This window comes from Streptomyces sp. NPDC048057 (assembly GCF_040653095.1).
Lineage (GTDB): Bacteria > Actinomycetota > Actinomycetes > Streptomycetales > Streptomycetaceae > Streptomyces.
Map to the genome: position 1 here is coordinate 38,022 of NZ_JBEZNF010000025.1, position 13,501 is coordinate 51,522.

At 74.0% G+C, this 13,501-nt stretch carries 12 protein-coding genes; 4 read left to right on the top strand and 8 right to left on the bottom strand.

Annotation, left to right across the window (positions count from 1 at the left end):
* Nucleotides 1-55 precede the first annotated feature (55 nt).
* The gene (eno, locus tag AB0E05_RS27060) at nucleotides 56-1,372 is read right to left on the bottom strand and encodes a phosphopyruvate hydratase (RefSeq protein ID WP_361968011.1); all 1,317 of its coding nucleotides are present in this window, start codon (nucleotides 1,370-1,372) and stop codon (nucleotides 56-58) included.
* A 98-nt stretch (nucleotides 1,373-1,470) separates the two neighbouring features.
* Between eno and AB0E05_RS27065 the strand changes: the two genes are divergently transcribed.
* A complete protein-coding gene (locus AB0E05_RS27065) occupies nucleotides 1,471-2,349 on the top strand; it encodes a winged helix-turn-helix transcriptional regulator (protein ID WP_361968013.1) in 879 nt (292 codons plus the stop codon).
* A gap of 28 nt (nucleotides 2,350-2,377) precedes the next feature.
* On the top strand, nucleotides 2,378-3,460 hold the full coding sequence (locus AB0E05_RS27070) for a pyridoxal 5'-phosphate synthase (RefSeq protein ID WP_361968015.1): 1,083 nt from the start codon (nucleotides 2,378-2,380) through the stop codon (nucleotides 3,458-3,460).
* Between the two features lie 288 nt (nucleotides 3,461-3,748).
* On the opposite strand, the gene AB0E05_RS27075 is transcribed toward AB0E05_RS27070, so the two are convergent.
* From AB0E05_RS27075 to AB0E05_RS27095, 5 genes are read right to left on the bottom strand one after another with little or no spacing between them, the layout of a single operon-like run.
* Nucleotides 3,749-4,834, bottom strand: a complete 1,086-nt coding sequence (locus tag AB0E05_RS27075; protein ID WP_361968017.1) for an iron chelate uptake ABC transporter family permease subunit — start codon at nucleotides 4,832-4,834, stop codon at nucleotides 3,749-3,751.
* Nucleotides 4,831-5,862, bottom strand: a complete 1,032-nt coding sequence (locus tag AB0E05_RS27080; RefSeq protein ID WP_361968019.1) for an iron chelate uptake ABC transporter family permease subunit — start codon at nucleotides 5,860-5,862, stop codon at nucleotides 4,831-4,833. Before AB0E05_RS27080 ends, AB0E05_RS27075 begins: the two co-directional genes overlap by 4 nt.
* Nucleotides 5,859-6,830, bottom strand: coding sequence for an ABC transporter substrate-binding protein (locus tag AB0E05_RS27085; RefSeq protein ID WP_361968021.1), 972 nt, complete (start codon nucleotides 6,828-6,830; stop codon nucleotides 5,859-5,861). Before AB0E05_RS27085 ends, AB0E05_RS27080 begins: the two co-directional genes overlap by 4 nt.
* Nucleotides 6,831-6,868: 38 nt before the next feature.
* Nucleotides 6,869-8,614: an ABC transporter ATP-binding protein gene (locus AB0E05_RS27090; protein WP_361968023.1), complete on the bottom strand. Its 1,746-nt coding sequence runs from the start codon at nucleotides 8,612-8,614 to the stop codon at nucleotides 6,869-6,871.
* Nucleotides 8,611-10,413, bottom strand: coding sequence for an ABC transporter ATP-binding protein (locus AB0E05_RS27095; RefSeq protein WP_361968025.1), 1,803 nt, complete (start codon nucleotides 10,411-10,413; stop codon nucleotides 8,611-8,613). The genes AB0E05_RS27090 and AB0E05_RS27095 overlap by 4 nt, the downstream gene beginning before the upstream one ends.
* Nucleotides 10,414-10,573: 160 nt before the next feature.
* Between AB0E05_RS27095 and AB0E05_RS27100 the strand changes: the two genes are divergently transcribed.
* Together AB0E05_RS27100 and AB0E05_RS27105 are read left to right on the top strand one after the other, a co-directional pair.
* Nucleotides 10,574-11,209, top strand: a complete 636-nt coding sequence (locus tag AB0E05_RS27100) for a MerR family transcriptional regulator (protein WP_361968027.1) — start codon at nucleotides 10,574-10,576, stop codon at nucleotides 11,207-11,209.
* Nucleotides 11,210-11,276: 67 nt separating this feature from the next.
* On the top strand, nucleotides 11,277-12,770 hold the full coding sequence (locus AB0E05_RS27105) for a hypothetical protein (protein ID WP_361968029.1): 1,494 nt from the start codon (nucleotides 11,277-11,279) through the stop codon (nucleotides 12,768-12,770).
* Nucleotides 12,771-12,800: 30 nt separating this feature from the next.
* Here the strand turns inward: AB0E05_RS27105 and AB0E05_RS27110 are convergent, their stop codons facing one another.
* A complete protein-coding gene (locus AB0E05_RS27110; protein ID WP_361968031.1) occupies nucleotides 12,801-12,950 on the bottom strand; it encodes a DUF6126 family protein in 150 nt (49 codons plus the stop codon).
* Entirely contained in the window at nucleotides 12,947-13,297 is a 351-nt protein-coding gene (locus AB0E05_RS27115; RefSeq protein ID WP_361546779.1) for a metalloregulator ArsR/SmtB family transcription factor, read from the bottom strand. The genes AB0E05_RS27110 and AB0E05_RS27115 overlap by 4 nt, the downstream gene beginning before the upstream one ends.
* Nucleotides 13,298-13,501 lie beyond the last annotated feature (204 nt).

Here is a 13,501-nt window from a genome sequence, read left to right on the forward strand (position 1 = left end):
GGGTACGGCCCGTTCGTCCGTACCCCCATGAGAGGCGCCCCGGCGGCGGAAGGATTCAGGACGCCGCTCCGGCGTGGGCTCGGGGCCCGGCTGCGCGGCCCAGCGCCGCCCGCCCCGCGTACCGCGCCTGCGCGCCCAGCTCCTCCTCGATGCGGACGAGTTGGTTGTACTTCGCGGTGCGGTCGGCGCGCGAGAGGGAGCCGGTCTTGATCTGGCCGCAGCCGGTGGCGACCGCGAGATCGGCGATCGTGGTGTCCTCGGTCTCGCCGGAGCGGTGCGACATCACGACGGTGTAGCCGGCGCGGTGCGCGGTCGCGACGGTGGCCAGGGTCTCGGTGACGGTGCCGATCTGGTTGACCTTCACCAGGATCGAGTTGGCGATCCCGTCCCGGATGCCGGCCGCGAGCAGCGCCTCGTTGGTGCAGAAGACGTCGTCCCCGGTGAGCTGGCAGCGGTCGCCGAGCCGGGCGGTGAGCGTGCGCCACCCGTCGTGGTCGTCCTCGGCCATCGGGTCCTCGATGGAGGCGACGGGGTAGCGGTCGACCAGCGAGGCCAGGTACGCGGCGTGCTCGTCGGGGGAGCGGCGCACGCCCTCGCCGGCGTACCGGTACGCGCCGTCGCGGAAGAACTCGGAGGCGGCCGGGTCCATGGTGAGCGCGATGTCGGTGCCCGGCTCGTACCCGGACTGCTCGACGGCGCGCACGACGAAGTCCAGGGCCTCGTCGGCGGTGCGCAGATCGGGCGCGAAGCCGCCCTCGTCGCCGACGTTCACGCTGTGGCCGGCGGCGAGCAGGTTGTTCCGCAGGGTGTGGAAGACCTCCGAGCCCATCCGGACCGCCTCGGCGAAGGTGGCCGCCCCGATCGGGGCGATCATGAACTCCTGGAAGTCGAGCGGATTGTCCGCGTGGGCGCCGCCGTTGACGATGTTCATCATCGGCACCGGCAGCAGCCGGGCGTCGACCCCGCCGACGTAGCGGTACAGCGGCAGTCGGTGGGAGACCGCGGCTGCCTTGGCGACCGCCAGGGAGACGCCGAGGATCGCGTTCGCGCCCAGTCGGCCCTTGTCGGCGGTGCCGTCCAGGTCGATCAGCGTCGCGTCGACCGTCGCCTGGTCGTCGGCGCCGAGGCCGACCACCGCGTCGGAGATCGCGTCGTTCACGGCGTCGACCGCGCGCCGCACGCCCTTGCCGTGGAAGCGGGCCGGGTCGCCGTCGCGCAGCTCCACCGCCTCGCGCGCCCCGGTGGACGCACCGGAGGGCACGGCCGCCCGGCCGAGCGATCCGTCCGACAGGACGACGTCGACCTCCACCGTCGGGTTGCCCCGGCTGTCGATGATCTCGCGTCCGACGATCCGGCTGATGACGACGGGCACGCCGCGACTCCTCACGTTCGATCCGCCGTGCAGTTCACGACGGGATTAGTTTTTACGTGAAACAAAGTGGGTCCTGAAAATGAACCTACTATGGTCCCATGAGGATGCACAACGCCGACGAGACCTGCGGCATCGCCCAGGCAGCCGTCGTCCTGGGTGACTGGTGGAACGTGCTCGTCCTGCGCGAGATCGCCCGCGGCCACGTCCGCTTCGACGCGCTCGCCGCAGAGATCGGCCTGTCGCGGAACGTGCTCACCGAGCGCCTCGGCCGGCTCGTCGCCCGCGGCGTGCTGCGCCGCAGCCTCTACCAGCGGCGCCCGGTGCGCTACGAGTACCTGCTCACCGACGCCGGGGGCGCGCTGCTGCCGCTGCTCGTCGCCATGCAGGACTGGGGCGACCGCTGGGTGCTCGGTGACGGCGGCCTGACCGCGACGAGCACGGCGGACGGCGCGGAGCACGCCCGCGTGCACGCCCTGGTCGGCACCCGGCTGCCCGACGGCATCGCACTGCCCGGCGCCCAGGGCGCCCGGTCCGCCGCACTGCCCCTGGTCTCCGCCGAAGCCCGCGCCACGGTGCTGTTCACCTACCCCGGCACCGGGGTCGACTGGGGCGACCCGCCGATCCCCGGCGCCCCCGGCTGCACCCTGGAGAACCGGCTCTTCCGGGACGCCTGGCCCGACTTCCAGCGGGCCGGCGTGGACGTACGCGGGGTCAGCACCCAGTTCGCCCACGAGCAGGCCGAGTTCGCCCGCGCCGAGGAGGTGCCGTACGCCCTGCTCTCCGACGCCGCCCACCGGCTGGCCGCGGCACTGCGGCTGCCGACCTTCCGCGGCGCCGGCCGGCTGCGGCACAAACGGCTGGTCCTGATCGCCGACGCCGAACGGACCGTGCGCCACGCCCTGTTCCCCGTCGTCGACATCCCGCACGCGGTCGACGAGAGCCTGCGCCTGGCCGCCGCGTGCACGCGCACCCCCTGACCACGCACCCGCGAAGGAGCCACCCCCGATGGTCGAACGCCCCGTCCACCGCCTCTTCTCGTACGGCACGCTCCAACTGCCCGCAGTCCAGCTCTCCCAGTTCGGCCGGCTCCTCGACGGCGCGCCGGACGCGCTGCCCGGCCACCGCGCGACCACCGTCCTGATCACCGACCCCGACGTCATCCGGGCCAGCGGCACCGACCGCCACCCCATGGTCGTCGCCTCCCCCGATACCCGGGACGCCGTCGAAGGACGGGTGTTCACGATCACCGACGCCGAGCTCGCCGCGGCCGACGCCTACGAGGTCGACGACTACGCCCGCGTCGAGGTCACCCTGCGCTCGGGCACCCGCGCCTGGGTGTACCTGGACCGTACGGGCAGTGCGCCCGCAGACGGCGGTGACGGCGGTGACGGCGGTGATGGCGGTGATGGCGGTGGCGGCGGTGACGAGCCGGTGGGCGTACGGCAGTGGCTGCGGAGCCTTGAGGTGTTCGCCGGCCCGCTCGCGGAGTTCGACCCGGCCGCCGCCCCGGCCGACCCCGTCGCGCTCTTCCTCGACTGGCTGCGGGCGGCCGTCGGGTCGGGCGCGCCCGACCCGCACGCCATGACGCTGTCCACGGTCGGGGAGGACGGTGCCCCGGACGCCCGGGTGCTCATCTTGAAGAACGTTGATGGCGCCGGCTGGCAGTTCGCCCTGCACGCCGGCAGCCCCAAGGGCCGCCAACTCGCCGCCCGGCCGCACGCGGCCCTCACTTTCTACTGGCCGCTCCTCGGGCGCCAGGTCCGCCTCCGCGGCGACGTCGAACGCGCCGCCCCGCAGGAGAGCGCCGCCGACCTGTTGGCGCGGGCGCCCGCCGCCCGCGCCGAAGTGCTGCTGGGCCGCCAGAGCGACCACCTCACCGACCCCGGGGAGCGCGATCGCGCCCTTCGTACGGCCCTCGCCCGGATCGAGGCGGAACCCGCCCTGGTCGACCCGGCGTGGACGCTCCACACCCTCGTCCCGACCCGGATCGAGTTCTGGCAGGCGGCCAAGGACCGCGTCCACGACCGCCTGCGCTACGAACGCCCGGCCCGCGAAGCGGCCTGGGAACGCCACGTGTTGTGGCCCTAGAAGCTGCCCTGCGCGTGTCCGCCAACATCCCGCGTGCCCTTGCGTTGGCAGGCGCGGCCTCGCCGTGGCTGGCTGAGCGATCGTGGCGACCTCGGCCCGGTGGGGGCTGTTCGCGCAGTTCCCCGCGCCCCTGTCTCGCTGCCCCCGTCACTTGTCTGCGGGTGGGAGGCGGAAGCGGGGAACTGTGCGGACAGCTCACCACCGGCCGGTGGAGACCAATGCTCCCGCAGGGCTACGGCGGCTCCGTTCAGAGGCACAAGTAAGCGCGCGGGACTTTCCGGACACGACCTAGCGTCGCCTGACGCGCTGTTCTCGGGCGAGCAGCCACACCAGGTACGCGCCTCCCACGACGACCGTGAGGACGCCGACCGGGAGGGCCCGCGGCAGCAGGTGGTGCGCTGCGTGGTCGGCGACGGCCAGCAGGAGCGCACCGGTCAGCGCCGACGCGGTCAGGGGGACACCGGGGCTGCGCGTGAGGCGCCGGGCGATGTGCGGGGCGGCCAGCGCGACGAAGGCGATCGGCCCGGCCGCCGCGGTGACCGCGGCCGTCAGCACCACCCCGATCAGCAGCAGGAGGAGCCGGCTGCGCTCCACGCGCACCCCGAGTGCACGGGCGCCGTCGTCCCCCAACTCCATCACCCGCAGCGTCGGTTGGCAGCCGGCGAGGACGACCAGCAGAACGAGGACGACGGTGCACGCCGGGGCGACCCGGTCCCAGCCGACGCCGTTGAGCGACCCGGCGCCCCACACCGCCGCCGCGATCGCCACGTCCAACTGGGCGCGCAGCACCATCCAGGTGTTGGCCGCCGTGAGCATCGCGGACACCGCGATCCCGACGACGATCAGCCGGAACCCCTGCACGCCCCCGCGGTAGGCCAGCAGATAGACCGCCACCGCCGTGGCCGAGCCGCCGACGAGGGCCCCGGCCGCCACGTCGAGGTACGTGCCGCCGACCCCGGTGAGCACCACGAGCGCACCGGTGTACGCGCCGCTGGAGAACCCGATGACGTCCGGGCTCGCCAGCGGATTCCTGGTGAGGGACTGGAAGACCGCCCCCGCCACGGCGAACCCCGCCCCGAAGACGAGCGCGGCGACGGCGCGCGGCAGCCGCCAGGTGACGACGACGGTACGGGTGACGCCGTCCGCGCGCCCGGTCAGCGCGGCGACCACCTCGTGGACGCCGAGGGCGAGGTCACCCGTCGTCAGGGACCACAGCAGCACCCCGCAGCACAGCAGCAGGAGCGCCAGGGCGACGCCCGCGGACCTGCGGTGCCAGCGCACGGCGAAAGGTCCGCAGCGGAGCACGGCGACCGACCAGCCGGGATCGCTCCGGCTGCCCTGCGGCTTCGGCGCACCGGACGTCAGCGTGGTCACTGCCCGCTCACCTTCTTCCGACGCATCAGGGCGATGAGTACAGGCGCGCCCACGAACGCGGTGACGATGCCGACGGGCACCTCCCCGGGGGAGGTCGCGACCCGGCCGACGACGTCCGCCAGCAGGAGGACGACCGGCGCGAGGACGATCGCGTACAGGAGGATCCACCGCTGGTCGGGCCCGACGACGCGGCGTGCGACGTGCGGGACCATCAACCCGACGAACGCCACGGGGCCCGCGATCGCCGTCGCCGCGCCGGCCAGCAGCGTCACCGCGAGGACCGCGACGGCGCGCGTGCGGTGCACCCGTACGCCGAGGGACGCGGCCACGTCCTCGCCGAGGGCGATCCCGTTCAACGAGCGCGCGGCCACCAGCGCCAGCACCAGCCCCACGGCGACGAACGGCAGCGGCGTCAGCACCACGTCCGTCCCGCGGCCCACGAGCGTGCCCGCGTTCCAGCCCCGCATGTGGTCGAACGTACGGGGCTGGAGCAGCATCAGCGCCGAGGTGACGCCCACCAGCACGGCGCCCGTCGCGACGCCCGCGAGCGTGAGCCGTACCGGGTCGACGGCGCCCCTGCCGGCCGTTGCGACGAGGTGGACCACGAGCGTCGCCACGAGCGCACCGGCGAAGGCGAACCACAGGTGGCCGCCGACCGAGCCGACCCCGAACACGCCGATGCCGAGCGCAACGGCGAGTGCGGCCCCGGCATTGACCCCGAGGAGCCCCGGATCGGCCAGTGGATTGCGGGTGAGCGCCTGGATCAGGGCGCCGGACGCCCCGAGGCCGACCCCGACGAGCAGCCCGGCGAGCGTCCGGGGCACCCGCAGGTCGCGCACGACGAGGTGCTCGCCCGACCCGTCGAAGCCGGTGAGCGCTTCGACGACGGTGGACACCGCGATCGACTTGGCGCCCACGGCGAGGCTCGCCGCCACCACGGCCGCCAGCACGAGGACCGCCACGACCAGCCACAGCGTGCGCGCCGGCCAGGAGCCCGCCGGTCCCGTGCGCGCGGCCGACGGGCTCACGCCGTACCGCCGGTGACGCGGTCCCACAGCGCGGGGCCGTCCGACGCGCCGGCGATGCGGCCCTCGTCGAAGAGGATCGCCCGGAGGTCGCCCAGCACCCAGAAGGCGTTCAGCGGGCCGACTCCGAACCAGGCCGAGTAGTCGACCTCCCCGGTCACCGACCCCGAGGTGTCGAGCCGTTCGTCCGTCAGCGGGGACGGCGCCCCCAGGGCGACCGAGCCGACGAACGCGACGACGACGTCGGCGCCCTGCTCGTCGAGCTTCTCCGGCGACACCGTGGCGTACCCCCACTCGTTGCCCGCAACCGCCTGCGCCGGGGGACGCGTCAGGCCCAGTTCGGCGAGGAGCGGGCCGAAGCCGCGTGCGTTGCCGTAGATGCAGTAGGAGTCCTCGCCGTACGCGGACAGCACCGAGACCGCCGAACCCGCGTGCTCGGAGCCCTTCACGCGCCGCGCCAGGTCGCCCACCGCCGCGTCGACGCGCTCGGCGACCGCCGCGGCCTCGTCCCGGTGTCCGGTGACGGCGCCGAGGGTGGCGAGGTCGTCCGCCAGTACGGGCAGGTCGGGCAGGAGCACGACGGGTGCCAGCTCCCGGAGTTGGGGCACGATCTCGTCGCTGCCGGTGCGCGGCATGCCGACGATCAGCTCCGGCGCGGCGGCGGCGACGCGTTCGGCCCGGCCCGGCTCGACGAGTTCGACCCCGGCGTCCTCCAGGATCGCGTACGCGGCGGACACGAACGGATCAGTGGTGTACGCGTACTTCCCGGCGTGCTCGGGGACCACGCCCAGCGCCAGCAGGTTGAGTGCCGTCTGGTAGTCCAGCGCCCAGATTCCGCTGTCGGTGACCGGCACGGTGACGTCCCCGCCGGCGGAGCGGACGGTCACGGTCGGCCCCGACGGCCGCACGCCGGACGGCGCGCCGGTGCCGCAGCCGGCGAGCAGCACGGCCATCGCGAGGAGGGCCGGCACCAGGCGCCTCTTCCTGCGGACGGGCGTCCCGGCGGCCGTCATCCGCGCCGACCGATGCGCCAGTGCCGGGCCTGCTCGTAACTCCGGGTCAGACGGGCGAACGCGCCACCCGCGCGCAGCAGTTCCGCGGCCGTACCGGACTCCACCACGCGGCCGTCGTCCAGTGCGACGACGTGGTCCGCCGCGGCCAACGTGGCGGGCCGGTGCGCGATCACGATCACCGTGCGGTCCGGGTCCTCGCCCAGATTGGCGATGGCCTGCGTGATCGCCGCCTCGTTCTCCGGGTCGAGCGCGGAACTCGCCTCGTCGACGAGGACGATGCGCGCCCGCTTCACCATCGCCCGGGCGATGGCGACGCGCTGGCGCTCCCCGCCCGACAACTGCGCGCCGGCCTCGCCCACCCGGGTCTGCCACCCGTCGGGCAGCCGCTCGATCACCTCGTCCAGGCGCGCCGCGCTCGCCGCCTTCCCCAACTCGTCCCACGTCGCGTCCGGGTGCGCGAGGCGCAGGTTGTTCTCGATCGTGTCGTCGAAGAGGTACACGTCCTGGAAGACGATGGCGATCTCGTCGAGCAGCACGCCCGGGTCGAGGTCGCGCACGTCGACGCCGCCGATGCGCACCGTGCCCGCGTCGACGTCGAAGAACCGGGCGACGAGCCGGGTCACCGTCGTCTTCCCGGAGCCCGACGGGCCGACCAGCGCCGTGGTGGTGCCCGGCCGGCAGCACAGCGACACGTCGCGCAGCGCGGGCGCGTCGGCACCCGGGTACGCGAAGGTGACGTCCGTCAGCTCGACGCTCGGCGCGTCGACGCCGCGCACCGGGTCGGCGGAGACCGGCAGCGCGTCGGTGGCCAGCAGCTCCTCGATGCGCGTGATCTTGTTCGTGATCGCACGCAGCGCCCCGATCAGGTCGATGAGGTTGCCGAGCGGCTCCAGGAAGCGGGCGGCGAGCACCAGCAGCGCGATCGCCTCGACGACCGCGACGCGCCCGCTGAGCACCAAGTGGGCGGCGAGCGCGAGCACCGTGACGAAGCCGCCCGTGATCACACCGGTGTAGACGAAGAACGGCCGCCGGGCGCGGCGCATGCCCTCCCGGTAGGTGTCGCGGTGGTCCGCCAGCGCGGCGCGCATCCGGGGCGTGCCGTCGCGGCCGTGGCCGGCGGCCCGCAACACCGGCTGCGCCTGGCCGAGTTCGATGGCCCGGCTGGCGACCCCGGCCGTCGCCCGCTCCAGTTCGACCTCGGCGGTCGCGGAGATCCGCCCGGCGCGCCGCAGCGCCCAGAAGGCGACCAGCGCGATCGCGCACAACAGCGCCGCCATCCGCCAGTCGACGGCGAAGGTGACGGCGACGACGGTCGCCGGCAACAGCGTGGAGGTGATCGCGGGCCCGGCGACCGTGACCGCCAGATGGGCGGCGTCGCCCACGTCCGCGGTGACCCCGCGCGCGAGCCGCGCCTTGTGCTCGGCGGAGAACCACCCCAGCGGCAGCGTGCTGACATGGCGCATCAACCGTCTGCGCAACTGCGCCGCGAGGGCGCCCGCCGCCTTGAAGCCGACCGGGGTGGCGACGACGCTCAATCCCGCGTACGCGACGACGCCGACGGCGCCGAGGACCAGCCACGGGGTGGCCGCTGCCACGTCGGGCTCGGGCCGTACGACGGCGTCCAGGACCGGTACGAGCAGGCCGAGCAGCAGACCTTGCAGGATGGCCTGGGCCGCGGTGAGCAGCCACAGCCGGGCCAGCACCTGCGGCTCGGGCCACAGTCGGTACAGGCGGCGGATCATGCGGGGACCCCTTCCTGCGCGGCCCACATCCGGGCGTACAGCCCGTCGTGCGCGAGCAGTTCGTCATGGTTGCCGCGCTCGACCAGCCGTCCGCCGTCGAGCACGAGGATCTGGTCGGCGCCGGCGACGGTGTGCAGCCGGTGGGCGATCACGATCACGGTCTTGCCGACCGCCAGGGCGGCCAGCGCGCCCTGGACCGCGGCTTCGCTGTCGGGGTCGAGCGCGGCCGTCGCCTCGTCGAGGACGACGATCGGCGCGCCGGACAGGATGGCCCGGGCGATCGTCAACCGCTGGCGCTCGCCGCCGGAGAGGCTGCCGCCGCCCGCGTCGAGCAGGGTGTCGTACCCGTCGGGCAGCAGCTCGATCACGTCGTGGACGTACGCGGCGGCAGCGGCCCGGCGGACCTCCTCGTCGCTCGCCCCGGGCCGGCCGATGCGGATGTTCTCCGCCACGCTGTCGCGCAGCAGCGTCACGTCCTGGAACACCAGCGACATCGACGCCAGCAACTCGGCCGAGGGGAGCGAGCGGACGTCGGCCCCGCCGATCCGGACCGCCCCGCCGGTCACGTCGTAGAAGCGCGGCAGCAGGCTCACGAGCGTCGTCTTGCCGGCGCCCGAGGGGCCCACGACCGCGGTCACCCTCCCCGGCGGGCAGACGGCGCTGACGCCCTCGACCGCGTTGGTCACCCCGTCGTAGGAGAAGGAGACGTCGAGGAACTCGACGCCGTGGCCGTGCGCCACCCGGGGGCGCAGGGGCTCGGGCAGCGGCGGACGGGCCAGCAGCCGCTCGATGTTGGCCGCCCCCATCCGGCCCTTGCGCACCCCTTGCGCGGCGCTCACGGCCGGCAGGATCGAGTTCGGCAGCCCGACCGCGACGACGAGGAACGCCATGAGGTCCGCGACGGCCAAAGACCCGCGGTCGACGAGGACCAGCCCGACGGCCGTCACCGCGGCGAGGACGGCCATCTCGGAGCCGAACAGCCGGGACGCCGCGGAGCTGTGGCGCACCTCGGCCACCCACGCGGCGAAGGCCCGGGTGTGCTCGTCGACGGCGTCGTCGAAGCGGGCGAGGACCCGGCCCCCGGTGCCGAAGGTCTTCACGACCTGGATCCCGTCGGCGTACTCGACGCTGGCGGCGCTGATCCTGGCGTCGGCGGCGATCAGCCGGTTCATGTGGGTCGTCATGGACCGCATCGAGACGCGGTAGCAGACCGCCATCAGGGCCAGCACGCCCAGCGCGACCAGCGCCATGCGGACGTCCACGAAGAGCAGATAGCCGGTGCCGACGACCATCACCGTGACCGCGCCGGTCAGTTGGCCCAGGGCGTGTGCGATGACCTCGTGCATCTCCTCCAGGTCGCCCGTCATCGCCCGCTTGACCGCGCCCGAGCCGGAGGCCCGGAACCAGCCCAGCGGCAGCGCGCCGAGGTGCCGCACGATCCGTACGCGCAACGCGTGCAGGACCTCCGCGTCCGCGTAGTGCCCGACGCGCGAGGTCTGCACGAGCAGCAGCAGCCACAGGCCGGCGCCCGCGGAGCCGATGCCGACCCAGGTCCACACGGTCGCGCGGGCGCCCGACGGGTCGTCGAGCAGGGCCCGCGCGATCTCGGCGACGGCGACGTACGGGACGATGCCCGCCGCCGCGCCCAGTGACGACAGGACCGCGCAGACGACGAGGTGGCCCCGGACCGGCGCGAGCAGGCGCGCCAGCGCTCCGGCCTTCGCGAGTCCGGGCGGCGGATCCGCATCCGCGGGCGGCTGCGCCGCCGCGTCCGCACGTGCGTCTGCTGTCGTGCTCATGGGTGTGTTCCTCCCGGGAATCGTCGTCCCCGCCACGGGGCTCGTCCCCTGTCCCCTGACGCTCCGGAGCCGCCTTCGCAACCCCGGCCGGGTGTGGCAAGGTATGCCTAACCTCACCAAGATCTTGAGTCTTCAAGGCGACTTGATGTCAAATGAGCGCATGAGCGATCTCCGAGGCGTCTCGATCGGCCAGGCTGCGGCCCTGTTCGACCTCGCCCCGTCGGCCCTGCGGTGGTGGGAGTCCCAACAGGTGCTGCCCGCCCCGCCGCGGGTGCGGGGCCGTCGGGTCTACACCGAGACCGAACTCCGCCGCATCGGCCTCGCCTATCTGTGCTGCGTCACCGGGGCCATGCCCCTCGACGAGGCGTCCGTGGTGACCTCGGGCAGCAGGAACGGAGATTGGCAGCGGACGGTGCGGCAGCACGCCCGGGTGGTCGAGGAGAAGATCGAGCAGTTGCAGAGCGCCCGCGCCTATCTGCTGCACCTGCTCCAGTGCCCGGACGACGACATCGTCAACGAGTGCCCCGAACTCGACGCGGAACTGATGAACCGCACCCCCCGCGGACTCGTCCCCACCGACGGTCTGGTGGCCGCGGCCCGCTCGATCCCCGGCCGTACCCCGGCCCCGCGACAGCGTGACGAAAAGAAGCCGCTGCGTGAGGAAAAGCCGGCCTCCGAGGGGCGCTGCGCGGTCTGCGCGGCCCCCTTCACCCGCGAAGTCCGGGGCCGCCGCCGTACGTACTGCTCGCGCGCGTGCCAACAGCGCCAGTACCGACGGAACGTGAAGCGCCAGTAGGGACGCCCGCCGGCCGGGCAGCGGAAAACCCCGCGCTCGCCGATCGGTTGGCGGGCAGGATGCGGGGATGCACCACCTCCTGTGCGGGCTCGCCGCCAACCCCGCCCTGACGCCCGAGGCAGTCGACCGGCTGATCGGCGTCGCGGACGACGACATCGCCGCGGCCCTCGCCGGCCGGGCCGACCTGAGCCGCACCCAGGCCGCCGCCTTGGCGGCACGCGTGGGGAGCGGCGCGGTGCGGCTCGCGTACGAAGGCCGGCTCACCGCCGCCGACATCGACCCCCGCGCACAGCCGGCCGCCGCCCTCGCCCTGCTCGACCACGGCCTCGGCCCGGAAGGCTGGGCGCGCCTCTTCGCGGCGGATCCGGACCCGGAGCGTCGGGAGAAGCTGGCGGCATGCCCCGGGCTGCCGGCCGACGTCGTGGCGACGCTCGCGACGGACCGGGACGTGCGCGTCGTCGCCGAACTCGCCTCGTGGGCGGGCCCGGACACGGCCGTCGCCCTCGCGGATCATCCGCACGTGGAGGTCCGCCGCGCGGTGGCGACCAACGAGCAAACGCCCCCAGCCGTCCTGGCGGCGCTCCTGACCGGCGACGGGCTTCGCGCACCGCGCCGCTGTCGGGCCTGCGACCGTCAGGAGCCGCACCGTCCGCAGCTCTCGCTCCTCGACTGCGTCGACTCCCACGAGTCCGCCGTCGACGGTGTGCGGGTGGCGGCGCTGTGCAACGCCGCCACCCCCACCGAAGCGGTCGTCGCCTTCGCCTCCCGCGGCGAGCACCCTTCGACCGCGCTGCGCCGCGCGCTCGCCGAGCGGCCGGACCTGCCCGCGCAGGCGTACGGGCGACTCGCCTCCGACCCCGTTCCCGGTGTGCGGGGCGATCTGGCGGAGAACCCCGCGATCGACGACGCCGTCATCCGGACGCTGGCCCGCGACCCCGACCCCGAGGTACGCCGCAGGCTCGCGCACCACCCCCGGGTGCCGCTCGACGTCCTCATGGACCTGGCCCGTACCTCCCGCATCGGCAGCACCCTCCTGCCGCGGATCGCCACCGCCACTGCGGCCGAAGTCGACGAGTTGGCCGGGGCGTCGGACCCGGTCGTACGGATGTTGGTGGCCCAACGAGGTGACCTGCCGCCCGTGGTGCGCGACCAGCTGGTCGGCGACGCCGACGCGAAGGTGGCCAAGTCCATCGCGGCGCATCCGGGCCTGTCGGAGCGTCAGCTGCGTGCGTTGGTCGACCGACACGGCGTCCGCGTCCTGGCCCGCGTGGCGGCGAACCCGGACGCCCCCGCGGCGCTGTTGGAGGAGGTGGCCCGACACGAGCCACCGGTGCGGAAGGCGTTGCGCGAAGTCGCCCGGCACCCCGGGGCCACCGCGGCGGCCTTGCTCGCGTGCCTCGCGGACGAGCGGGCCGGGCCGATCGCGGCCGGCCGCAGGGAGCTTGAGCCGTCGGCCCTCGTGGAGTTGCTGGACGACGTGGACTGGCAGGTGGCAGAAGCCGCAGCCGCCAATCCGGCCCTGCCGGCGGCCGTCGCGGCGGAGCTGCTGCGCCGGACGTGAGAGCCCGTCGCTCCTCGGCTCGGTCCGCCGCTACTTGGCGCGTTCGCCGACGTAGAAGAGGATCCAGATGAACCCGGCGAAGAGGTGCGTGCCGAAGATGTAGAAGAAGACGCGGAGCGCGACCCCCTTCTCCAGCCACGCTTCCCGGTCCTTCTCGCCCTTGGCGGGACGTTCGCTCATGAGGTGCCTCGCTGGTCCGCAGTGGTCAGTTCGGCGAGCAACTCGCTCTGGCCGGTGAGCATTTCGGTGAGGATCCGGCGGGCCGCCCGCATCAGTTCGGCCACGTCGCCGCCAGCCAGTGCGTACACGACGGTGGTGCCCTCGCGGGTGGCCGTCACGATGCCCGAGCGCCGGAGCACCGCGAGCTGCTGGGAGAGGCTGGAGGGCTCGATCCCGATGTCGGCGAGCAGGTCACGCACCGGCATCGGGCCGTCCTGGAGCAGTTCGAGGACCCGGATGCGGACGGGGTGGCCGAGCATGCGGAAGAACTCCGCCTTCGCCTGGTACAGCGGAACCGCGGGCTTCATGGGGAGTGCACCTCGCCTGAGGAATTGAAGAACTCTTCAAGCTTACCTCCGGGGCGGTCGACGGTGCGAATCCCCTTCACGGGCCCCCGCCCCCGCGTGGCTGCGGGTGCCGTCGTCCGGGGTCGTGACCAGGGCCGGTGCCGCTACTCTTGGCGAATTGCAAAGTTTTTCAATTCCCTACATCATGGCCCGGGGCTTCCGTGG

Coding starts and splice junctions, on each gene's coding strand:
- AB0E05_RS27065 (WP_361968013.1), top strand. CDS start 1,471: ATGAGGATGCACAACGCCGACGAGACCTGCGGCATCGCCCAGGCAGCC.
- AB0E05_RS27070 (WP_361968015.1), top strand. CDS start 2,378: ATGGTCGAACGCCCCGTCCACCGCCTCTTCTCGTACGGCACGCTCCAA.
- AB0E05_RS27090 (WP_361968023.1), bottom strand. CDS start 8,614: ATGATCCGCCGCCTGTACCGACTGTGGCCCGAGCCGCAGGTGCTGGCC.
- AB0E05_RS27095 (WP_361968025.1), bottom strand. CDS start 10,413: ATGAGCACGACAGCAGACGCACGTGCGGACGCGGCGGCGCAGCCGCCC.
- AB0E05_RS27100 (WP_361968027.1), top strand. CDS start 10,574: ATGAGCGATCTCCGAGGCGTCTCGATCGGCCAGGCTGCGGCCCTGTTC.
- AB0E05_RS27105 (WP_361968029.1), top strand. CDS start 11,277: ATGCACCACCTCCTGTGCGGGCTCGCCGCCAACCCCGCCCTGACGCCC.
- AB0E05_RS27110 (WP_361968031.1), bottom strand. CDS start 12,950: ATGAGCGAACGTCCCGCCAAGGGCGAGAAGGACCGGGAAGCGTGGCTG.
- AB0E05_RS27115 (WP_361546779.1), bottom strand. CDS start 13,297: ATGAAGCCCGCGGTTCCGCTGTACCAGGCGAAGGCGGAGTTCTTCCGC.